A 21,751-nucleotide genomic window follows, 5' to 3' on the forward strand; every position below is an offset into this window, starting at 1 on the left:
TTAAAAAAAGACAAATTTATAATAAATAAGCTTGGAAATAATAAAAAAAACTTCTTATATTTGCACCCGCGTTCAAGAAACGAATATGACTCGATAGCTCAGTTGGTAGAGCACATCACTTTTAATGATGGGGTCCTGGGTTCGAGCCCCAGTCGGGTCACAAATTGTGACTCACAATATAAGTTTCTTGATAGCATTGACTCGATAGCTCAGTCGGTAGAGCACATCACTTTTAATGATGGGGTCCTGGGTTCGAGCCCCAGTCGGGTCACAAAGGTCGAGTATTAATTTACTTGACCTTTTTTAATTTTCGGCCATGTGGAGAAACGGTAGACTCGCCATCTTGAGGGGGTGGTGCTCGCAAGGGCGTGAGGGTTCAAATCCCTCCATGGTCACTTTAAATTAAAAAGCCTGCAAAATATATATTTTTGCAGGCTTTTTTTTGATAATTACGTCTTGTTAATCTCCTTAGAAACAATCACAAAACGATCCTAAATTATCGCTTCTTTTTATGTCGTCCCCACCATATCAAAAAACCGCTCACCGGAAGTAACGCACAGAACAAAGAAATAAATGTCGCCAATACTTTTGTAGGAAAACCATAAATACTACCCGTGTGAATAGCATAATTACTATTCCTCCATTTTGCCCCAAGGGTTTTATCATTTTGAGTTACCGTAAAATAATTTTCAGCCGAAAGACTATTATAAGTGTAACTGTCAGATTCATCCCAACCTGAATTCCCTTCATGTTTAACATAAGTAGTAACCGGAACCGCTTCCTTAGAAGATTTCTCAGGCAAAGACAAACCAACAGAAATCCACTCAGATGTCTTAAACCTCGAATCTCTAACAATATACTCTAAAGGATCTTTTACCCGTACAACCTTCTTATTGGAAATTTCAGGAACTTTTGCCCATACCTTTTCCGGATCGTTCCCTAAAAGTCTGTATATCCCATTCGTCCACCAGTCAAAAGTCCAAACTAAACCAGTAATAGCAAAAATCAGAATGAATACAAAAGTATAAATCCCTCCTATGTTGTGAATATCATAGTTTTTACGCTTCCATCTAGTGGTATTTTTCCATTTAAACCATATCCTTTGTTTCAATGCTGCTTTATTTTTAGGCCACCACAAATAAATACCAGTTAAGACCAGGATAAAAATAAACACAGTTGAAAATCCCACGATATAATGTCCTACCTCGTAGGTCAACAATAGGTTCTGATGCAGCAACCTCATATTAGATATCCAGTCGTACCTTAAATCAACTTCACCTAATTCTTTCCCCGTATATTGATCTATATAAATACTACTATAATTTGCATAATCAGAAGCGGCCGTCCAATGCGGTTTAGTATTCTCTTCATAACTTGTAAAAACATAGGACTTCTTCAGGTCTTTACTAATTTCCACATAATCAGCAAGTGGATGTTTTTTCTGAACAATCACCATAAGACTATCCAATGGTAATACCACCTCTTTTACTTCGGGTACAAATATTTTTTCATTATGATACCATGAAGACAATTCTTTTTCCCATACATAAATACTAGCTGCCAACATACTTACAAATACAACAAGTCCACACATAAGCCCAAGCCATAGATGTATTTTATTTAATACTTTTCTCATCTAAATTATTCCAAAAATTAAAATTTAACCTCAACACTAAAAAGAAAACTACCTGATACGTCGATAAAATTTCCCTGACACCTATATTCTCACCTAAGCATTTCGCATCAAAATATGACTAGAAGTGATTACAAAACTATCAAGTAACATTCCCTCATTCTTTTTATGTTTTTTTTGCCAAAAGTAAATTATTTTAATTTGTTCCAAATAAAATATCTGAATAATATTAAAACAACAAAACCACTTCATATATCTGAATTCACCAAGAAATACCATTGAAACATACAAATAAAATACACTCCCCTTAACCCTTCATCATCATACTCAAAATAGAAATACAATATTTTAAAAAACAAAAAACTACCGATAATCGATTCCAAACAGATCAACAAAACACTGATTTGATAATACTTTTTTTAATCTTTTATCTGAGATATTTTTCTAAGCTTTTGTAAGTTTTTTAACAGCACTGATTTTCAATACTCTTCTTAACTCATTTCGAATTTTAAGTTTTTTTTAATTTAAAATTAATTATATTTTAAGATTTGCTTAATTTTTCAAAACAAAATACATATTTTTCAGTCATTAATTTTTTTATTTAGAATAATTAAAAATAATTTGCCAAACACGATTGTTGGGATTAATTTTGCGTCAAAATCTAATTCCAAATAATTCAAACTAATGCAGGTAAAAAGAATTGTAACCTTGTTGTTGATCATGATTTGTTCAATTCAGGGTTTCGCACAAAAAGACAAAGTAATATTAAGCGGTGTCGTTTTTGCAAATAATGGTAAACCTGCCGAAGGTGTTTCGGTAGCATTAAAAGGAACACCTTATTCTACATTAACAAATGAAAACGGTCAATACGAGATTACTGCAGAGCCAGGAAATTATATACTACAAATAAGCTATGTAGGTTTTAAATCTAAACAAATTAAGATCAACATAAACGAATCGAACAAAAGGCTTACCGATGTAATTATCGAGGAAGACACCGCCTCTTTAGATGAAGTTAAAGTAACCGTAAAATCGAAGGAAGAACGTGCACGCGAACAAGCTTTTAATGTGAACGCTATTGAACTTAAGAAACTCTACAATACATCTGCCGATTTAAATCAGGTTCTAAATCGTACTTCAGGAATTCGAATCAGAGAAACAAGTGGTTTAGGAGGCGATTTCAACTTTTCTGTAAACGGATTATCCGGTAAACAAATCAAGTTTTTTATTGACGGGATTCCGATGGAAAACTTTGGAAGCACCATGTCTTTAAATAATATACCAATAAACTTAGCCGAACGTATCGAAGTCTATAAAGGTGTAGTCCCGGTTTCTTTAGGAGCAGATGCGTTAGGGGGTGCCGTGAATATTGTCACCAACCAAAATATAAATACTTTTCTGGATGCAAGTTACAGCTATGGATCATTTAACACCCACAGAGCGGCTTTATCAAGCAGATACACCAGCAAGAAAAGCGGATTTACAATTGGCGTGAATGGCTTTTACAATTTTTCGGATAACAATTACATCATGAAAAATATCACTCTATCCGGAGAAAGCACACCTCGCAATTTCAGAAGATTCAATGATGGTTTCGAATCCACTATGATACAGGCTGAAACTGGCTTTAGAAATAAAAAATGGGCAGATATTTTCCTTATCGGATTTCAATATGCCAACCGCTATAAAGAACGTCAGACTGGTGCTGATCAGGAAATTGTTTTTGGAAAAGTACATTCTTCAGGCGATTTTATTCTGCCAAGCATAAAATATAGAAAAGACAATTTTTTAACCAATGGGTTAAGCGCTAATTTGTATGCCTCTTATGCAATTGACAAAAGCACAAATACCGACACCTCCATCAATAAATATGACTGGAATGGCGAAGTAATTGATACTCATCCAAATTTTGGAGAGCAGGGATCATTTCAAATATTTAAGTACGAGAATAAATTTGCAATTGCCCGAGCAAACTTTAGCTATAAATTGAATGATAATAACGTATTCAGCTTTAATTACAATTTAAGCAACAGTACCCGAAAAGGAATAAATCATTATAATTTAAGCAATCAAGAGTCGAACGCCTTAGACGTACCCAACAAATTAAACAAATCAATTGCAGGATTGGGCTGGGAAAATCAGGCTTTTAATAATCGATTAAGCACCTCTGTATTCCTAAAAAATTACCGATTGCATACCTATATCCGGGAAGCGGTATTTTACAATTCTACAGGTTATAAAAAAGAAGAATCAGAACTTACCAATAATTATTTTGGATATGGTACCGCTTTGAGATACAAATTCAATGACAACAGCGGTATTAAGGCTTCTTTTGAACATACGTATAGGATTCCAGAAGTTGAAGAGTTATTAGGTGACGGTATAAACATACTGGCAAATCCAAAATTAAAGCCTGAAAGCAGCGATAATTTTAATCTTGGAGCTTACTATAAATTTATATTACAGAATAACCACTCTATTGCGATTGAAGCAAATGGTTTTATGAGAAAGGCACAGGATTTTATTCTTTTACTTCCAGGAGGCATTTTCTCTAATTACAATAATGTCGGCAAAGTAGATATCACAGGTATTGATACTGATATTAAATACAATTATAAAACCTTTAATGCTTCATTTAACGCAAGTTATAATAATTCTATAAATAAAGACAAAGCCTCCTCTGCCTATTTAGACAGACTACCAAATCAACCTTGGCTCTTTGCTAACGGAAGTCTGGGATATGGAAAAGAAAACTGGTTAGGAAAAGACACCAAAATTCAATTTGACTGGTACTCTCAATATATTCACTGGTTTTATCTAACATGGCCAAGTAAAGCTTTCGAAGCGGGCAAAAGCAGAATCCCAACCCAGTTTATTCAAAATGCAAGCATAAGCTATTCCTTAAAAAACGGAACTTATAATATAGCATTAGACTGTACAAACATTTTTAATACAGAAGCCTATGATAATTACAAATTACAAAAAGCCGGAAGAGGCTTCTATATAAAACTAAGATATTTCATTAAATAATAAATCAAATAAAAATTAACTTAAACAACTAATAATGAATACTAAATTAAAATTCCTGGGACTGTTAAGCATTGCATTGATGGGTTTTTCTTCTTGCAGCAATGATGACAAAAAAGAAACTGATGCAACAACAACCGGAGAAGAATTTGTTTTTTCAGGAGGCGTAAATAATCCATCAGCAAATTATATGCTTACAGCGGGAACATTAGCCACCGGTTTTACATCTGCTAATGGAAATGGTGCAGAAATAACCGGAAACGGGAGATTATTCAAAAATGGATTTTATTATAAAATAGCCAGTGGAAAACTTTCTAAATACAAATTTGAAAAGAATTTATTGACTATATCAAAAGAAATAACATTAGCCGGTAACGCTTTATGGTCATACTGGTTAAATGACAACACTCTTATTGTGTGGAACGGGACAACATCTGCTCCAAATGCTGATCTTACCTACAACATTGTGAATACAGATGATCTATCGATAGCAAAATCAGGAACTTTAACAGTTACAGGATTACAAGCTACAGATAAAGCTATTTACCTTTCAGGATGTGTTTTAAACAATGGCAAACTATATTTACCTTATACGGTATACCACTCCGGATGGACCAGTACTTCTGTAGCCTACCTGGCTTCTGTAGACTACCCTTCTATGAGCAATTTAAAAATTGACACGGACAACCGTTCCGGTGCTCTAGGTACATTTTCTACTTTAATGGGAGGTACAATAAAATACAATAATGATCTTTACATTATTACTGACTGTGGTGATCGCTGGGGATCAGTTGCTGATAAACCAAGTGCTATTTTCAAAGTAAGCAACGGCTCAACAGAAATTAATGCTGATTACTTTTTTGATTTATCAACCAGCAGCAATGGAAACAAAGAATTCTACGGTCTTTACGATTTAGGAAACGGAAAAGGGATAACTCGTTTAGGGAAAAAAGACGTTCTTTTAACTTTTGATGATTATAACTCTTCGGATGTATTTGAGTATTATGTTGTTGACGTAGTTGCCAAAACTAAAACAAAATTAAATTTACCTTTAAGCCAATATGTAAGTGCTTCACCTGTTCTGGTTGAAAATGGCAAAGCTTATATTTTAGTATCATCTAAAGCAAACGGAAATTTTGTTTACACCTATGATATCAACTCCGGCAGCTTAACTAAAGGCATCGAAGTTAAAGGATTAGATTATGTAAACTGGATCTCAAGATTAAACAAATAAAGTTTCACGGTAAGGTGTCCTGAAATAGGTTAAACGAATTACTCCCTTATCAAAAATCAAAAGCCTGCAAAACATCTATTTTGCAGGCTTTTTTTTATCACGTATTTCCTTTTCTGTCTTATATAAAGAAATCCATTTTATGTACGATTAAAAGACAACACTCTGTAGCATTACCTTAAAAAGTATAAAATTGTTTAATTAACTGGCGGTAATTTTAAACGAAATTACAAGTTAAAAAAGAACTGAATTACAAATTATCGTTTTTAAAAAGCGGAAGCTCCATAATAATCAAATAAAAACACAGTATTAGTATTAGTTTCATTTGATTTTTAAGACTTATTCCCTTACAAGAAAATGAAACTACATAGCAGCCATTGATTAAAAACCTTTTATCCTCTCCAAAAAATCGATTAAATTGTACGTCATTATCGTTAATAAAAAGAAAAACACGTCAAACAGCAATTACCTTTTTATCCTTACCACCTCTTTATCAGATCATTAATTCTTTATTAAATTTTACTTCAAAGAAGGTAGGATATATCCAAAATAACTTCTTATATTTGCACCCGCGTTCAAGAAACGAATATGACTCGATAGCTCAGTTGGTAGAGCACATCACTTTTAATGATGGGGTCCTGGGTTCGAGCCCCAGTCGGGTCACAAACTGTGATTCACAATACAAGTTTCTTGAAAGCAATGACTCGATAGCTCAGTCGGTAGAGCACATCACTTTTAATGATGGGGTCCTGGGTTCGAGCCCCAGTCGGGTCACAAAAGGTCAAGTATTAATTTACTTGACCTTTTTTTATTTCTAAGCCATACCTTAAAACATTAGACGCTATTGTGGTAAATTGAGCCCCAAAGTTTACAATCCTTTAAAGCCACTCCCTATTACAACCTTGAAATCAACAAATCCGGATTTGAAGCCAGAAAACTTAACAGAAGATAGAATGTTTTAAATATCTTTGAACTATAAACCTATCAACACAGCCAAAACAAATTAAACAAAGCACAACCTTAATCATCTACTTTTCGAGAATCTAATGAAATTCTATTTTTCGCTGCTGCTTATTTTTGTTTTTCCGTATTTCTGCACTGCACAGATTGACACAACTTACATCAAACCTTTTGAAAATAAAGCTTCCGTAAGAACCTATTTGTCGATGAAATTCATTTCGCTGCAACAGGAAACAGGAGGCGATATGAAAAGATTCATGCCCAATACACCAATGAGCTTAGGTTTTGGTGTTTCTGTAAAAAACACCATAATCGATTTTAGTTACGGTTACGGACTAAGTTTTCTGAAAGACAAAGAAAAAGGAAGAACCAAAGCACTCGATTTTCAGATTCATAACTACGGAAGAAAATTCATAATTGATCTTTTCATTCAAAAATACCACGGTTTCTATACGGCCGATGATGCCGACAAAAACATACAATTATACCCTGATCTCAAAATCCAGCAATATGGCGCTTTTGGACAATATGTTTTTAACAACAAAAAATTCTCCTATAAAGCGGCCTTTGTTCAAAACGAAAGACAATTAAAATCAGCCGGAAGTTTCCTGCTTGGCGGAGGAGTTTATTTTTCAAAAATAGGCTCTGATAGCTCTTTTGTACACAAATCTAAAAATTCACTGCGCAATTTTCAATTTGGAATTAGCGGAGGCTATGCGTACACCTGGGCAATTAGCAAAAGATGGTTTACCAGCGGATCAGTAACCCTAGGAGCAAATGTTGGCACCGAAAGAATAAATGATTTCGGAAAACAAAAAATCGAAATTTACCCCACATTTTTTCCCAGAATTGCCTTGGGCTACAACAAAGAGAGATGGTCACTTGGTATGTCCTATCTCAATAATTCTACATTCTCCGCTTTCTCTGACAATAACAAAAACAACATTGGCTTGTCTTCTGGAAATTTCCAGATTGGCGCCATTTGGAGGCTAAACACCACCCCTTTTTTAAGTAAGAAGAAACCGGAATAAAATATCGATCCTTCTCTTCAAAAAAAAATAATAAATTTTTGACAAAAGTACTTCTCTCGCAAAACAAAACTTCATTAAATTCGTTTCCTGAATTATTAACCTACTAACTAATCCCAAATTGGTTTATGAAAAAATTTCTATTAGTATCATTTATTATGATCACCTGCTCTACCTGGGCACAATCTGCAACCGGCTATTTTGATAAAGCCCTGAAAAAAGCTGAAGCCGGCAATACAAAAGGAGCGATTGCCGATTATACAAAAGCCATCAGCATGAATTCAAAATTTGTAGAGGCCTATCAAAATCGAGGTGTTGCAAAACTAAAACTCAATGACCTTAAAGGCGCCCTTGCTGATTTTAGCAAAACCATCGATTTAGACAGCATGAATGCCGACGCCTTTACCGGAAGAGCAAACGTAAACTACAAGTTAACGAATTTTAAAGAAACCGTTGCGGACTGTACCTCATCTCTAGGTTTAAATCCAAAAGATTATATCGCTTACAACCTGAGAGGTTTGGCTTATAACAAAATCGGAGATCAGAAAAATGCCTGCAAAGATTTTACAAAAGCAATAGAATTAGGCAGTCAAAGCGCTATCAAAAACAAATCAACTTTTTGCAAATAGAGTAAAATCTTATCGCAATAAAAACAAAAGCAATCTGTAGTATTTCTATTTACAGATTGCTTTTTCTTTACAGCCCATTTCCTGATCTCGCAGATATTTTTACATTTGTTGTTAAATCCAATCTGCAATGGCGCTTCTCAAGAAAATAAACAAAAAAGCTCAACCCGACATTAACTCCGGTTTCGGATCAAATGCAAACAGCTACGGAAGCCGTTTTGTGAACAAAAACGGAACGCCTAATGTCGAAAAAAGAGGAATGCATCTACTTCGTCGCATTAGCTGGTACCATACCATGATCGATATGCCCAACTGGAAATTCATGCTTATCCTTTTTTCGTTTTATATCGGTATCAATTTTATTTTTGCGCTTGCTTATTATGCTATCGGAATTGAAAATCTTAACGGAATTAAGCAATCAGAAGGCATACTGATTCAGTTCGGACAGGCTTACTTTTTTAGCGCGCAGACTTTTACCACTGTAGGATACGGACATATCAGCCCTACCGGATTTTTAACAAGTGCTCTTTCTGCTGCCGAAGCTTTGATTGGATTGCTGAGCTTTGCCATAGCAACCGGTCTGTTCTTTGGAAGATTCAGCAAACCAACCGCTTTTTTAAAGTTTGCCGATCATGCATTAATTTCACCTTACCAAGATAAGAGAGGGCTCATGGTACGCCTTGTTCCTTTTAAAAACACCAATTTTACTGACGCAACTGCCAGAATGACTCTGGGATTAAGTTTGGAAGAAAATGGTCAAAAAACCAATAAGTTCTACAGCCTAGACCTTGAACTGGAACGTATAAATGCTCTTTCATTAAGCTGGACGCTGGTACATCCCATCACAGAAAGCAGTCCGTTATATAATTTTACAGAAGAAGATTTTAAAAAGCTACATGGCGAAATACTGGTTTTCATTACCACTTTCGACGACATGTACAGCAATACTGTAGCTGCAAGAACTTCTTATACTTTTGATGAAGTAATTTACGGCGCCAAATTTGAAACAATGTATAACAGAAGTAAAGACGGTTCTAAAACGATCCTTCATTTAGACAAATTAAATCATTATCAATCTGTAAATCTCTCGTAACCTGTGGATTTCAACCAAGTTATAAAGGTAATTTGAGATTTTATTCTATTTTTGTTCACCAATTAGCGAAAAATGATAAACAATATTAAAACTGTTTTCAGCATAAAAGATCTTGAAAACTTATCCGGAATAAAAGCACATACCATTCGCATCTGGGAAAAAAGATACAATATCTTAGAGCCCATGCGTACTGACACCAATATCAGGCTTTATAATTTGCAGAATCTTCAGAAACTTTTAAACATCACATTATTACACGAATACGGCTATAAAATATCTAAAATAGCAACCTATCCCGAAGAAAAAATTCCACAATTAGTTCGCGAAATCATCTCAAAGAAAAACTCACAAAATTACGCCATCACTTCGTTCAAAATGGCAATGATGAATTTTGATCAGGAAATCTTCTTCAATACTTTCGACTGGCTTATTTCTGAAAAATCATTTAGAGAAGTCTTTAAAGACAATTTTCTTCCTTTGCTAAAAGAATTGGGCTTACTATGGCAATCTGAAACCATAACTCCGGCGAATGAGCATTTTATGAGTCATCTGATCAAGCAGAAGATCTTAATTTATACAGAAAGCCTGCAGATTCTAAAACCCACGAAAACCGATCGAATTTTTGTACTTTCTCTTCCGTTGAATGAAATCCATAAAATAGGCTTACTTTACTTGCAGTACGAGATTTTACTAAAAGGATACAAAACCATTTATCTGGGCGAAAGCATGCCTATTGAAAACCTGCAGGATTTAACCAAACATTTCGAGAACATTACCTTTGTATCTTTCATGACTGTTCAACCGGATCGCAACGTAATCAACCAATATGTCAAATCGATGGGACAAAAGTTGCTCCAAAAGAACAATGAGATTTGGCTTATGGGAAACATGGTCGAACATATCGATCAGAAAATTTTATCAGAAAGAATACGCGTTTTTGATTCTATGGACGAAACAATCAGTATGCTGTAATATTTTTTGTTTAAAGTTTTTGTATATTTGTTAAACAAATGAAAAAAACTATAGCAATAATAGGTTCAGGCTTTTCTTCTCTAGCCGCTTCATGTTATCTCGCACAGCAAGGTAATACGGTAACTATTTATGAGAAAAACGAAACTATTGGAGGCAGAGCCAGACAGTTTAAAAAAGAAGGCTTTACTTTCGACATGGGACCAAGCTGGTATTGGATGCCGGATGTTTTCGAACGTTTTTTTCAGGATTTCAATAAAAACTCTTCCGACTATTACAAGCTCATCAAACTGAATCCGGCTTACCGGGTGTATTTTGGTTTGAATGACTTCATTAGTATTTATGACAATTTAGAAGAAATAAAAAACACTTTTGAAGAGATCGAAACAGGAAGTGGTGAAAAACTTCAAAAATTCATCAATCACGCCAAAAGCAATTATGACATTGCCATCAAAGATTTGGTCTATCGTCCCGGAGTTTCGCCACTGGAGTTAATCACAATCGAAACAGCTTTCAAACTCAATCAGTTTATTAGTACTGTCAGCACCGATATCCGAAAGCAGTTTAAGAACCAAAAACTCATCCAAATACTGGAGTTTCCCGTTTTGTTTTTAGGTGCAAAGCCTACAAAGACCCCGTCTTTTTACAATTTTATGAATTATGCCGATTTTGGCTTAGGAACCTGGCATCCTAAAACCGGAATGTACGATGTGGTACGCGGAATCGAAAAACTGGCATTGGAATTAGGAGTAACGATTAAAACCAACTCTCCTATTGAAAAGATTATTGTTAAAGACAAAAAAGCCACAGGACTTTTAATAGATGGAAAAACGATAGAGGCGGATATTATTTTAAGCGGCGCCGACTATCATCATACTGAAACTTTGCTGGACATTGAACATCGCGCTTATTCAGAAAAATACTGGGAAAGCCGCACTTTTGCTCCCTCTTCTCTTCTCTTTTTTGTGGGATTCAATAAAAAAATAGCCAACGTCACACACCACTCTTTGTTTTTTGACGTTGATTTTAACCAACACGCAGCCGACATCTACGACGATCCGAAATGGCCCGAACAGCCGTTGTTTTATGCCAATTTCCCTTCTAAAACAGATTCAACAGCTGCTCCGGAAGGAATGGAAAGCGGTTTTTTTCTTATTCCGTTAGCCCCCGGAATACAAGACAATGAACAACTTCATGAAGTCTATTTTGAAAAAATAATCTCCAGATTTGAACAATTAACCAATCAACAAATAAAAAATAGCATTATATTTAAGAGATCATTTTGCAAGAACGATTTTGTCGACGATTACAATGCCTATAAAGGCAATGCCTACGGAATGGCCAATACACTATTGCAAACCGCTTTTCTAAGGCCCAAACTAAAAAGTAAAAAAGTTCGTAATTTATATTTTACGGGACAGTTAACGGTTCCCGGCCCTGGTGTTCCACCTGCTTTAATTTCAGGAAAATTAGCAGCTGAGTTAATTCAAAAATCTTTTAGTTCTTAACAAATGAAATCACTATTCGACACTGTTTCTTTCAAATGCAGCAAACTGGTTACTCAGAGTTACAGCACCTCATTTTCATTAGCAGTCAAAATGTTGTCACCAGGTATTCGCGATGCTATTTACAGCATTTACGGGTTTGTACGTTTTGCTGACGAAATTGTCGATTCTTTTCATGATTTTGAAAAAGAGAATCTCATCAATGATTTCGAAAAAGAATATTACAAAGCGATGCAAACAGGTATCAGTCTTAACCCTATTCTCAACTCTTTTCAGCATACCGTAAAGCAGTACAACATTACTGATGATCTGGTTCAGGCCTTTTTAAAAAGCATGAAACTCGATCTTGTGAAGTCGAGCTACCCTACCCATACTGAATATGAAGATTACATTTACGGTTCGGCAGATGTAGTAGGTTTAATGTGTCTGAAGGTTTTTGTAAAAGGAAACGAGCAAAAATACGAACAACTCAAAAATGAAGCAATGCGATTGGGATCGGCCTTTCAGAAGGTTAATTTCCTGAGAGACCTAAAAGAGGATAATTTGATTTTGAACCGAAATTACTTTCCGGGAATTAACTTAAATTCCTTTGACGAAGAAGCTAAAACGAATATTATTGCCGAAATCGAAGAAGATTTCAGAATCGCTTTTCAGGGTATTGTAAAACTTCCTATCGACGCTAAATTTGGTGTTTATACTGCTTATATTTATTACCGAAAACTGCTTCAGAAGCTTAAGAATACACCTTATTACGAAATTGGAAATTCGAGAATCAGAGTTTCTAATTATACCAAAGCCGGACTTTTAGCACAGTCTTTTGTAACCTACAAATTAAAGTTAGTTTAAAATCAATTTCTAATACAGCTAAAATTAACTTTTATAAGCTAAAATGTAAATTCAAGACATACAAAATGGTTTCTTTTTTAATTTTTTTAGGTGTTTTTTTATTCATGGAATGTGTCACCTGGCTCACTCACAAGTACATCATGCACGGGCTGATGTGGTATTTTCATGCAGATCACCATCAACCCAAATACGAAAACACTTTTGAACGCAACGACATTTTCTTTGTCCTATTTGCCATCCCCAGTATTATTCTTTTTTACTTTGGTGTTGAGGGCGGATTCAACTACTTATTTTTTATTGCCTGTGGAGTAACGCTTTATGGTGTGTGTTATTTTTTGATTCACGATGTTCTGATTCATCAGCGTTTTAAATGGTTTAAAAACACCAAAAACAAATACTTAATTGGCTTGCGAAAAGCACATAAAATACACCACAAGCACTTAGGCAAAGAAGACGGGGAATGTTTCGGAATGTTGTTTGTTCCTTTTAAATATTATAAAATTTAAATTGATTTTATGAAAGTATACAAAATAGAAACCGTACAGCATGTAAACGCTACTGTTGAAGAATGTTGGGATTTTTTTTCAAGTCCGAAAAATCTCCAAACGATAACACTGGATAATATGAGTTTCGAAATTCAGGATTTTGACAACAAACGCATGTATCCCGGACAAATTATCAGCTATACTTTAAAACCTCTTTTGGGCATTAAAATTAACTGGATGACCATCATCACGGTTTCAAAGGAGAACCAATACTTTGTCGACGAACAGCGATTTGGCCCTTACGCTTTATGGCATCACAAACACTTTTTCGAGCCCACAGCAACCGGAACAAAAATGATTGATGTGGTGCATTACGCTTTACCATTAGGATATCTGGGCAGAATCATGAACAGTCTTATTGTTAAAAATAAACTCAAAACTATTTTTGATTATCGCTACAATAAAATCGAAGAACTATTCAATTCAAAAGCTTAAATCAATATATTTTTTTTGACTGTGATAAAAAATCAAGCAGAACATCATACAATGACAAAACAAAAAGTTTCTTTTTTCTGGTTCCGACGTGATTTACGTTTAGAAGACAATACCGGACTTTTCCATGCCCTGCAATCGGATTTTCCGGTAATTCCGCTGTTTATTTTTGATGATGAAATTCTGGAAAACCTTCCCAAAAATGATGCACGCGTTCAGTTTATTCTGGAGTCACTTCAAAAAATAAACGAACAACTAAAAGCAATTGATTCCTCCATTCTGATTAAAAAAGGAACTACAAATAAGGTTTGGGAATCACTTACAACTGAATTTGACATTCAGCAGGTTTTTTTCAATAAAGATTACGAACCTTTTGCCATCAAACGTGATGCTGCTATTCAGCAATTATTAGCACAACACCATATCACAGCTTCCTCATTCAAAGATCATGTGATTTTTGAAGAAAAGGAAATTACAAAAGCGGACGGACTTCCTTACACCGTTTATACACCCTACAAAAACAAGTGGCTGGAAAAATACCATCTTTCAGGACAGGCTCCGGAATTTGACACCAAAATTGGTTACGAAAACTTCAGTAAAAATCAATTTACTTTTCCGGAATTAGCCGAAATTGGTTTTGAGAAAAGCGCTATAAAAGTACTTCCTCCGGATCTAAGTCAAATTTCTAATTACAAAGAAACACGCGATTTCCCGGCTGAGGACAGTACTTCCTACCTTTCACCGCATTTACGTTTTGGAACGGTTAGTATTCGCAAACTGGTTAATTGGGCTAATCGAAAAAACCAAACCTTTTTAAGCGAACTGATTTGGAGAGAATTCTTCATCCAGATTTTATTTAGCTTTCCAAATGTTGTGAATCACAATTTTAAATCGGCTTACGACGGCATTCAATGGCGTAATAACGAAGAAGATTTTAAACGCTGGTGTTCCGGAACTACGGGGTACCCAATGGTTGATGCCGGAATGCGTCAGCTAAACGAAACGGGGTATATGCACAATCGGGTTCGCATGGTGGTGGCCAGCTTTTTATGCAAACATTTACTCATCAACTGGCAATGGGGTGAGGCGTACTTTGCCGAAAAATTATTGGATTTCGAATTAGCTTCCAATGTAGGTAACTGGCAGTGGGCAGCAGGAACAGGCTGTGATGCTGCACCCTATTTCAGAGTTTTCAATCCCGAAATTCAACAAAAGAAGTTTGACGAGAAAGGAATCTACATTCGCAAATGGATTCCGGAATTTGATTTAGGCTACAACGAACCAATGGTAGACCATGCGTTTGCAAGAGATCGTGCCATTGAAACTTATAAAAAAGGGATTTTGAAATAGTTTTTTGTTTCAGGTTTCAAGTTTTATTGCAACGTGAAACCTGAAACCTGAAACTATTTTAGTACTTCATATAATTCTCTACAACAATCTTCGCTTTCAAATCAAACATCAGATTGTACAATCCGAAGAAAGTTCTGTTCATGTAGATAAAATGTTTGGAACCACGATTTCCGTTCATTTTTTTAAGATTGGTATCATTAGTAAAACGCTCTCCTAATTTGGCAATATTGTCAAAGAAAGTCTCATCTGAAAAATCAAAGGTTTCTTTCTGAAACGGCTGGGTAAAAAGAGACAATAAATCATGAAACATTTCAGTAAAATAGGCAATCTCAGAAGCCGAATCATCGGGTCGAAGAATTTCCAGTTCAAATAATTTCTGATTGAAAAGTGTTTCGTCAGTGATTACATTTTTATTGATCAATTCAAAGTAAGGCACATAAAAATCATCCGGAATTTGTTTCATACAGCCAAAATCCAGCGCAATTAACTGATTGTTTTCATCCACCAGAAAATTTCCCGGATGCGGATCGGCATGCACTTTTCTTAAAACATGAATTTGGTACATATAAAAATCCCAAAGCGCCTGACCTAATTTGTCACCCACTTTCTGATCTGTATTTTTAGCGGTAAACTCCGAAAGATGCAGACCGCTCATCCAGTCCATGGTAATGATTTTCTCTGATGAAAACTCAGGATAATAATTCGGAAAAAGTATGTTTTCGATTTTACTGCAGGCCTGTACCACTTCCTGACTTTGTTGAAGTTCCAACAAATAATTGGTTTCTTCAATCAGCTTATCTTCAACTTCTTTAAAATATTTATCAGAATCTTTTCCCTGCAAATTAAACATTCTGATCGCAATAGGTTTTACCAGAGCCAAATCAGACGAGATACTGTTGGCAACTCCCGGATACTGAATTTTAACGGCTAGTTTTTTACCGTCTTTAACCGCTAAATGTACCTGACCGATACTAGCTGCATTGACCGAATTGGCATTAAACTCATCAAAAATTTCATAGGGAGTTTTTCCGAAATTGGTTTTAAAAGTTTTCAAAACCAGAGGTGCAGAAAGCGGCGGTACTGAAAATTGCGATAATGAAAATTTCTCTACATAAGCCTGAGGCAGAAAGTTCTTGTCCATGCTCAGCATTTGAGCCACTTTAAGTGCGCTTCCTTTCAAACTTTTGAGTCCGTCATAAATATCTTCCGCATTGTTTTCATTCAGCTTGTCACGGGTCAAATCTGAGTTTACCATTTTCTCCGCATAATGCTTAATATAGTTCACTCCGATTTTTGCACCGGTTTGGACTAATTTACTGGCTCTTTCTATTTTTGAGGTAGGTATATAATCGATCGTTTTCATTACTTACTGTATATTTTTTCTTTAAACAGAAATTTTCCAAAATCAATTAAATGATTCATTGGGGCTACATTCATCAATTCGAAGGATGCGTTAACTGATTTTTCAATAAAAATATCCGTTTTTTCGAATGCTGCCGAAGAATCCTCCATCCAGAATTTTATGGTCATCATTAATTGCAGCCAGGCCGATTCCTGAAGGGCTTTTTCCTGAAATTTTTGAAATTTTTCCTGTTCCAGTCTGTAATCATCAGTCAATATTTCCGAAACATATTCTTTAAAAGCCTCGCGAAGCGAAGTCAGTTGTACTAAATTTTTAAGTGGATTTCTGTCTATTTTGAGAGATTGCAGGACATAACTTCTGTTGGCCGTTAAAATCTCAAAAAATGTATAATAGAAACTCAACATCTTGTTTTTCATATCATACTCGTGATAATCTGCGTTTTTGTGCAGCAAATCAACTGTATTCGCAAAAAACAGTCTGAATATTTCTTTTTCTAAACCTTCTAATGTTCCAAAAAAAGCATAAAACTCTGCCTCAGTAAAACCATTTTCTTTTGCAAAATGATAAACCGATTTTGGTTTTTGCCCCTTTTCTAAAACTTCATCCATGTATTTTGAAACGATATCTTCTCTTGTGATAGCCTTATTTTTAGTTGCCATTTCATTAAAATTTAGAATTTGCCTTAAAGGTAAGGAATGTTTAAGTACCTTTACTTTGCCTTAAACAAAATGCACTGTTAAATATATTATAAACTATCATGGCAAAAAATGTTTTATTAACCGGAGGCACTGGATTTGTTGGAAAACAACTTACCGATCTACTCACTGACAGTGGTTTTACGGTATCGATTTTGAGCCGTAGCGCACGAGAAAACACCTCATTAATCACCTATTATAAATGGAATTTAAAAACGAATTATATCAACGAAGAAGCAATTCTTCAGGCTGATTATATTATCCATTTAGCAGGCGAAGGAATTGTTGAGAAGAGATGGACTAAAAGACGTAAAAAAGTCATTGTAGAAAGCCGTGTACAACCCATCGATCTTATTTATTCGATCTTAAAGAAAAACAATAAAGTTCCGGAGGCTTTTATCTCGGCTTCGGCGGTTGGAATTTACGGAGCTGTCACCAGTTCTGTTATCTGTACGGAAGACACGCCCCCAGCAACCGATTTTTTAGGGGTAACCTGCGTTGAATGGGAACAGGCCACAGATAAAATTACTTCTTTAGGAATTCGAACTGCTAAAATCAGAACGGGGATTGTTTTGGGAAGAAATGAAGGATTTCTAAAAAAACTGGGACCCAATTTCAAAGCCGGTTTCGGGGCCATTTTGGGCACAGGAAAACAATATCTTCCCTGGATTCATATCGATGATTTATGTCAGATTTATCTAAAAGCACTTACTGATGAAACGATAAAAGGTCCGTACAATGCCTGCGTGACAGACAATACTACGAACCTTAGTTTTTCAAAAATGCTTGCCAGCTTATACGGTTATAAAATCTGGCTCCCAAAAGTACCCGCCTTTATTCTTAAAATTGTTTTAGGCGAAATGAGCGAGGCTGTCTTAAAAGGACAGAGGGTTTCCTCTGAAAAGATACAAAAGACAGGATTTGAATTTCAATTTACCGATTTAGAAGGCGCGCTGGTCAACTGCCTCAATTAGTCATTTTAGCGTTAGATATACCGGATCATCACTTTTAATTACTCCCGTTAATTCGGTATTCACCGTTTTAGCAATCTTAGCGGCTATTCTGTTCGGAATTTCGATATTATAATCAGAGATCAAAATTGGAAAATCGGAAATGATCTGGATTCCGTCACCCACTTTTTTAATGAGTGCATTTACCAGAATTTCTCTTGATTTTCCCTTCATCGAAAGTTTTCCTTTAATTTGATATTCCTTTTCGATTTCGTCTATGTTTTTTAAATCAAATTTTTGAATTTTTCCTTTAAAAACAGCTTTCGGATAACGATGGCTTTCCATATAATTTTCATTAAAATGTTCCTGCATCAGGTCTAATTTAAAACGAAAATCTTTAATAAAAACGGTACAGATAAAAGTACTCGTTTTGGGCTCAACAATAATTGTGACCTGTCTGTTTACAGCTTTTACATCTTCGAAAAAGGGCACTGATGCTTCAAAATTTATGGTTCCCGTACTGGTAAAAAATTTATCCTGAGCCATAACGGAATGAGCTGTAAATAGTAAAATAAGTAATGTAATTTTTTTCATAATCGTTAACAATTAAACAATTATGTCATTCGATCTTTTTCTATTTTTAAGAAGAGAAACAACTGGACTTAAGATAAGTTAAAAAATAGAATGGCAGTACTCCGTGAAAAAACAGTAACCCAATCATTTATACTTAAAGTTACGATTTTTTCAGGATTACGGTTGCCTATTTACTGCTAAATATTTGTGAATGTTTTACCTGCCTAAAAATCAATTCTGATACCGTTTACTGGCACTCCAATTATGACATCAGAAACTCCACGAAATCTTATTGCACTGGTGTACAGATTTCAATTAAAAATCCATCCAGATCACGTACATAGGCCACTACTTGTCCCCATGGTTTCTGAGTAGTTTCTTTGACCAGTGTCGCTCCTGCTGAAATTGCTTTCTGTACTAATTCCTCGACATCATCGGTTATAAAACCCAATTCGATGGCAAAAGGTTTCTGCTCCGGTTTACTTTCGATAAAACCGTCTTTCAGATTTTGGGCTGCTAATTCTTTTGAAGCAAACGAAAGGGTTGTTTCTCCTGTACTCAATTCGCCATAATCCGCCTCCGGAGTTACAAATTTTCTTGAAAATCCAAATGCATTTTCATAAAACGAAATTGATTTTTCTACATCTTCAACGTATAGAATTGTATAGCCAAACTTTACCATTTGTATTTGATTTGATTGTAAATTATTTTAATTGGGTGTATGTACATAAAAAATCTTTTTTAACACATAGAAACATAGTTTACTAACCGAAAAAAGCGTTTCACTTCTAATAAAACGCAGAAGACTATATTTCTCTCTTTTCTTTTCTCTTTCTTCTTTTTTCTTTTTAAAAAACCCATCTCACTATTTATCAAAAGAACTCACCTCTAAAGCCCTACCTTAGTGAATTTCTAAAAGCACATTGTACTGATTTAAATTTGCCAGATCTTCGATAGAATTAACGTCCGTCATTCTTGCATGTTCTTCTACTTCTTTTTTAGATTCAATTTGTTTGATGCATTTCCTAAAGCGTCTCACCTCTTCTAAATTTGACAAAATAAGTCCGGGAACAGGTACACTTTTCCCCTCATTATCTTTAGCCACCATGGTAAAATAAGATGAATTACAATGTTTGATGGCTCCCGTTTGGATATTCTCAGCTTCCACACGAATTCCCACAATCATAGAACTTCTTCCCACGTAATTTACCGATGCTTTCATAGTTACTAATTCTCCAACCTCAATAGGTTTTAAAAAGTTTACCGTATCCACAGAAGCGGTTACGCAATAGTTGCCACTAAATTTTGAGGCTGATGCAAAAGCAATCTGGTCTAACAGCTGTAAAATATATCCTCCGTGAATTTTTCCACTAAAGTTAGTATGCGAAGGCAACATTAATTCTGATATACTTATTTTCGATGAAGAAACGTGTTTGAAATCTGCAGTCATAATTTTTTATTTGTATTTGAATGGAAAAGTTTCGTTGCGAACAGCCTTAATGAAACTATGTTTTTAATTTAAAGATTGATTTTCATCTGAATTAGAAGCTCTGGCAATAATATTTTCAGGAAGCGATTTTTTAGCCTTCGCTCCCATTTTCTTTAATTTTTCGACACTTGAAATCAGATTTCCTCTTCCGTCTACCAACTTGCTCATGGCATTTTCGTATTCCGTTTTTGTGTCTTTTATTTTATTTCCAATACGCACCAAATCGGTAACAAATCCCTCAAATTTGTCGTATAATGCTCCTGCTTGTCTGGCAATTTCAAAGGCATTTTCCTGTTGTTTTTGATTGGTCCACATACTATCAATAGTTCTTAAAGTCGCCAGTAACGTTGTAGGAGTTACAATAACGATGTTTCGATCAAACGCTTTATTGTACAAGGTCGAATCTTCGTTTAAAGCAATCGCAAAAGCAGGTTCAATGGGGATAAACAATAAGACAAAATCCGGGCTCTCGATTTGATACAAATCATGATAATTTTTGCTTCCCAACTGCTCGACATGTCTTTTAATAGAGTTTACATGTTCTTTCAGGAAGTCTATTTTAAGAATTTCAGATTCTTCATTGATCCATTTTTCATAAGCAACCAGAGAAACTTTTGAATCGACGATCATCTTTTTACCGTCGGGTAAATTGATTACAACATCGGGCAAAACTCTGTTTCCTTCAGCATTTGTAAAACTTTGCTGTACTTCGTATTCTCTCCCCTTTTCTAAACCGGATTTTTCTAAAACACGTTCTAAAACCAATTCGCCCCAGTTCCCCTGCATTTTACTGTCACCTTTCAAAGCCTTGGTTAAATTTAGGGTTTCTTTACTCATTTGGGCATTCATTTCACTCAATCCTAAAATCTGCTGACGCAAAGCCGCATGATAATCAATACTTTCTTTGTGAGTTTGTTCTACCTTTTTTTCGAATCCCTGAATTTTATCCTGCAAAGGCAGCAGGATGCTTTTCATATTTTCGCTATTCTGCTCCGTAAACTTTGCCGATTTCTCTTCCAGAATTTTATTCGCCAGGTTTTCAAATTCTTTGGTAAATTTCTCCTGAAGTTCGCTTACTTCATTCTTTTGTTCTTTATGACGTTCCCACAAGTTTTCAAAATCAACTTCTTTTTTAGAAAGCTGAATTGCGAGACTGTCTTTTTCGGTTCGGATATTCTCTTTTTCAGAACTGCTCAGATGAAGCTGTTTTTCGAAATTTCTTCTTTCGTTTTCAAACTGCTCTTTCTGAATTTGTAATTGATTTGTGGTGGCACTCAACCTTTCTTCCAGACTCACTTTTTCGGATTGAAATCGTGCAGCAAATAACGTCTTTCCTAAATATATCCCTAGAAATAACGCAGCTGTGAAGGCTAACAAATACGGAAGAAATTCAAACATAATTACATTTTTATATAAAGTAAAAGTACACAATAATA

General features: G+C 35.1%; 19 protein-coding genes and 5 tRNA genes. 17 read left to right on the plus strand and 7 right to left on the minus strand.

Features of this window, described 5'->3' with window-relative positions; translation table 11 throughout:
- The first annotated feature begins 87 nt into the window (after positions 1 to 87).
- The 3 genes from BHE19_RS13660 to BHE19_RS13670 all read left to right on the plus strand — a co-directional run bounded on the left by BHE19_RS13660 (position 88) and on the right by BHE19_RS13670 (position 395).
- Positions 88 to 160 (plus strand) — tRNA-Lys (locus BHE19_RS13660).
- Positions 161 to 198: 38 nt separating this feature from the next.
- A tRNA-Lys gene (locus tag BHE19_RS13665) sits at positions 199 to 271 on the plus strand.
- A gap of 41 nt (positions 272 to 312) precedes the next feature.
- A tRNA-Leu gene (locus BHE19_RS13670) sits at positions 313 to 395 on the plus strand.
- A gap of 101 nt (positions 396 to 496) precedes the next feature.
- Here the strand turns inward: BHE19_RS13670 and BHE19_RS13675 are convergent.
- The gene (locus BHE19_RS13675; RefSeq protein WP_165607928.1) at positions 497 to 1,594 is read right to left on the minus strand and encodes a PepSY-associated TM helix domain-containing protein; all 1,098 of its coding nucleotides are present in this window, start codon (positions 1,592 to 1,594) and stop codon (positions 497 to 499) included.
- Between the two features lie 723 nt (positions 1,595 to 2,317).
- Between BHE19_RS13675 and BHE19_RS13685 the strand changes: the two genes are divergently transcribed.
- The 13 genes from BHE19_RS13685 (at position 2,318) to BHE19_RS13745 (ending at position 15,245) form a co-directional block, all read left to right on the plus strand.
- Positions 2,318 to 4,663: a TonB-dependent receptor gene (locus BHE19_RS13685; RefSeq protein WP_070907578.1), complete on the plus strand. Its 2,346-nt coding sequence runs from the start codon at positions 2,318 to 2,320 to the stop codon at positions 4,661 to 4,663.
- A gap of 34 nt (positions 4,664 to 4,697) precedes the next feature.
- The gene (locus BHE19_RS13690) at positions 4,698 to 5,894 is read left to right on the plus strand and encodes a hypothetical protein (protein ID WP_070907579.1); all 1,197 of its coding nucleotides are present in this window, start codon (positions 4,698 to 4,700) and stop codon (positions 5,892 to 5,894) included.
- Between the two features lie 587 nt (positions 5,895 to 6,481).
- Positions 6,482 to 6,554: transfer RNA gene (locus BHE19_RS13695), tRNA-Lys, on the plus strand.
- Between the two features lie 38 nt (positions 6,555 to 6,592).
- Positions 6,593 to 6,665: transfer RNA gene (locus tag BHE19_RS13700), tRNA-Lys, on the plus strand.
- A gap of 272 nt (positions 6,666 to 6,937) precedes the next feature.
- Positions 6,938 to 7,882: a DUF4421 family protein gene (locus tag BHE19_RS13705; protein ID WP_070907580.1), complete on the plus strand. Its 945-nt coding sequence runs from the start codon at positions 6,938 to 6,940 to the stop codon at positions 7,880 to 7,882.
- Between the two features lie 125 nt (positions 7,883 to 8,007).
- Entirely contained in the window at positions 8,008 to 8,508 is a 501-nt protein-coding gene (locus BHE19_RS13710) for a tetratricopeptide repeat protein (RefSeq protein ID WP_165607929.1), read from the plus strand.
- A gap of 127 nt (positions 8,509 to 8,635) precedes the next feature.
- A complete protein-coding gene (locus BHE19_RS13715; RefSeq protein ID WP_070907581.1) occupies positions 8,636 to 9,598 on the plus strand; it encodes an ion channel in 963 nt (320 codons plus the stop codon).
- A 72-nt stretch (positions 9,599 to 9,670) separates the two neighbouring features.
- Positions 9,671 to 10,570: a MerR family transcriptional regulator gene (locus BHE19_RS13720; protein WP_017498457.1), complete on the plus strand. Its 900-nt coding sequence runs from the start codon at positions 9,671 to 9,673 to the stop codon at positions 10,568 to 10,570.
- Between the two features lie 38 nt (positions 10,571 to 10,608).
- The gene (locus BHE19_RS13725; protein ID WP_070907582.1) at positions 10,609 to 12,075 is read left to right on the plus strand and encodes a phytoene desaturase family protein; all 1,467 of its coding nucleotides are present in this window, start codon (positions 10,609 to 10,611) and stop codon (positions 12,073 to 12,075) included.
- Positions 12,076 to 12,078: 3 nt separating this feature from the next.
- A complete protein-coding gene (locus tag BHE19_RS13730; protein WP_070907583.1) occupies positions 12,079 to 12,918 on the plus strand; it encodes a phytoene/squalene synthase family protein in 840 nt (279 codons plus the stop codon).
- Positions 12,919 to 12,983: 65 nt separating this feature from the next.
- Positions 12,984 to 13,424: a sterol desaturase family protein gene (locus tag BHE19_RS13735; protein WP_017498460.1), complete on the plus strand. Its 441-nt coding sequence runs from the start codon at positions 12,984 to 12,986 to the stop codon at positions 13,422 to 13,424.
- Positions 13,425 to 13,433: 9 nt separating this feature from the next.
- Positions 13,434 to 13,898, plus strand: coding sequence for an SRPBCC family protein (locus BHE19_RS13740; protein WP_070907584.1), 465 nt, complete (start codon positions 13,434 to 13,436; stop codon positions 13,896 to 13,898).
- 51 nt (positions 13,899 to 13,949) lie between these two features.
- Positions 13,950 to 15,245 carry a cryptochrome/photolyase family protein gene (locus BHE19_RS13745; RefSeq protein WP_070907585.1) on the plus strand — a complete coding sequence of 432 codons (1,296 nt, stop codon included), beginning with the start codon at positions 13,950 to 13,952 and terminating at the stop codon, positions 15,243 to 15,245.
- A 58-nt stretch (positions 15,246 to 15,303) separates the two neighbouring features.
- Here BHE19_RS13745 and BHE19_RS13750 read toward each other — a convergent pair whose 3' ends face one another.
- Together BHE19_RS13750 and BHE19_RS13755 are read right to left on the minus strand one after the other, a co-directional pair.
- On the minus strand, positions 15,304 to 16,608 hold the full coding sequence (locus tag BHE19_RS13750; protein WP_070907586.1) for an ABC1 kinase family protein: 1,305 nt from the start codon (positions 16,606 to 16,608) through the stop codon (positions 15,304 to 15,306).
- Positions 16,608 to 17,267, minus strand: a complete 660-nt coding sequence (locus tag BHE19_RS13755; RefSeq protein WP_070907587.1) for a TetR family transcriptional regulator C-terminal domain-containing protein — start codon at positions 17,265 to 17,267, stop codon at positions 16,608 to 16,610. Before BHE19_RS13755 ends, BHE19_RS13750 begins: the two co-directional genes overlap by 1 nt.
- A gap of 98 nt (positions 17,268 to 17,365) precedes the next feature.
- On the opposite strand from BHE19_RS13755, the gene BHE19_RS13760 reads away from it, so the two are divergent.
- Positions 17,366 to 18,277, plus strand: coding sequence for a TIGR01777 family oxidoreductase (locus BHE19_RS13760; RefSeq protein ID WP_070907588.1), 912 nt, complete (start codon positions 17,366 to 17,368; stop codon positions 18,275 to 18,277).
- Here the strand turns inward: BHE19_RS13760 and BHE19_RS13765 are convergent, their stop codons facing one another.
- From BHE19_RS13765 to rmuC, 4 genes are all read right to left on the minus strand, one after another.
- The gene (locus BHE19_RS13765; protein ID WP_017498466.1) at positions 18,278 to 18,847 is read right to left on the minus strand and encodes a YceI family protein; all 570 of its coding nucleotides are present in this window, start codon (positions 18,845 to 18,847) and stop codon (positions 18,278 to 18,280) included.
- A gap of 268 nt (positions 18,848 to 19,115) precedes the next feature.
- Positions 19,116 to 19,508 carry a VOC family protein gene (locus tag BHE19_RS13770; protein ID WP_070907589.1) on the minus strand — a complete coding sequence of 131 codons (393 nt, stop codon included), beginning with the start codon at positions 19,506 to 19,508 and terminating at the stop codon, positions 19,116 to 19,118.
- Positions 19,509 to 19,727: 219 nt separating this feature from the next.
- Complete coding sequence (locus BHE19_RS13775) at positions 19,728 to 20,276, minus strand: acyl-CoA thioesterase (RefSeq protein ID WP_026110234.1); 549 nt, start codon at positions 20,274 to 20,276, stop codon at positions 19,728 to 19,730.
- Between the two features lie 63 nt (positions 20,277 to 20,339).
- Complete coding sequence (rmuC, locus tag BHE19_RS13780; RefSeq protein WP_070907590.1) at positions 20,340 to 21,713, minus strand: DNA recombination protein RmuC; 1,374 nt, start codon at positions 21,711 to 21,713, stop codon at positions 20,340 to 20,342.
- Positions 21,714 to 21,751: the final 38 nt, after the last annotated feature.

Source organism: Flavobacterium tructae, from assembly GCF_001853485.1.
In the GTDB taxonomy this organism is placed as follows: Bacteria; Bacteroidota; Bacteroidia; order Flavobacteriales; family Flavobacteriaceae; genus Flavobacterium; species Flavobacterium tructae.

Excerpts from the sequence above, each read along its gene's own strand:
- BHE19_RS13720 (WP_017498457.1), top strand. The coding sequence starts at position 9,671 with ATGATAAACAATATTAAAACTGTTTTCAGCATAAAAGATCTTGAAAAC.
- BHE19_RS13740 (WP_070907584.1), top strand. The coding sequence starts at position 13,434 with ATGAAAGTATACAAAATAGAAACCGTACAGCATGTAAACGCTACTGTT.
- BHE19_RS13730 (WP_070907583.1), top strand. The coding sequence starts at position 12,079 with ATGAAATCACTATTCGACACTGTTTCTTTCAAATGCAGCAAACTGGTT.
- BHE19_RS13765 (WP_017498466.1), bottom strand. The coding sequence starts at position 18,847 with ATGAAAAAAATTACATTACTTATTTTACTATTTACAGCTCATTCCGTT.
- BHE19_RS13735 (WP_017498460.1), top strand. The coding sequence starts at position 12,984 with ATGGTTTCTTTTTTAATTTTTTTAGGTGTTTTTTTATTCATGGAATGT.
- BHE19_RS13755 (WP_070907587.1), bottom strand. The coding sequence starts at position 17,267 with ATGGCAACTAAAAATAAGGCTATCACAAGAGAAGATATCGTTTCAAAA.
- BHE19_RS13770 (WP_070907589.1), bottom strand. The coding sequence starts at position 19,508 with ATGGTAAAGTTTGGCTATACAATTCTATACGTTGAAGATGTAGAAAAA.
- rmuC (WP_070907590.1), bottom strand. The coding sequence starts at position 21,713 with ATGTTTGAATTTCTTCCGTATTTGTTAGCCTTCACAGCTGCGTTATTT.
- BHE19_RS13745 (WP_070907585.1), top strand. The coding sequence starts at position 13,950 with ATGACAAAACAAAAAGTTTCTTTTTTCTGGTTCCGACGTGATTTACGT.
- BHE19_RS13705 (WP_070907580.1), top strand. The coding sequence starts at position 6,938 with ATGAAATTCTATTTTTCGCTGCTGCTTATTTTTGTTTTTCCGTATTTC.
- BHE19_RS13710 (WP_165607929.1), top strand. The coding sequence starts at position 8,008 with ATGAAAAAATTTCTATTAGTATCATTTATTATGATCACCTGCTCTACC.
- BHE19_RS13750 (WP_070907586.1), bottom strand. The coding sequence starts at position 16,608 with ATGAAAACGATCGATTATATACCTACCTCAAAAATAGAAAGAGCCAGT.
- BHE19_RS13725 (WP_070907582.1), top strand. The coding sequence starts at position 10,609 with ATGAAAAAAACTATAGCAATAATAGGTTCAGGCTTTTCTTCTCTAGCC.
- BHE19_RS13690 (WP_070907579.1), top strand. The coding sequence starts at position 4,698 with ATGAATACTAAATTAAAATTCCTGGGACTGTTAAGCATTGCATTGATG.
- BHE19_RS13715 (WP_070907581.1), top strand. The coding sequence starts at position 8,636 with ATGGCGCTTCTCAAGAAAATAAACAAAAAAGCTCAACCCGACATTAAC.
- BHE19_RS13775 (WP_026110234.1), bottom strand. The coding sequence starts at position 20,276 with ATGACTGCAGATTTCAAACACGTTTCTTCATCGAAAATAAGTATATCA.
- BHE19_RS13675 (WP_165607928.1), bottom strand. The coding sequence starts at position 1,594 with ATGTGTGGACTTGTTGTATTTGTAAGTATGTTGGCAGCTAGTATTTAT.
- BHE19_RS13760 (WP_070907588.1), top strand. The coding sequence starts at position 17,366 with ATGGCAAAAAATGTTTTATTAACCGGAGGCACTGGATTTGTTGGAAAA.
- BHE19_RS13685 (WP_070907578.1), top strand. The coding sequence starts at position 2,318 with ATGCAGGTAAAAAGAATTGTAACCTTGTTGTTGATCATGATTTGTTCA.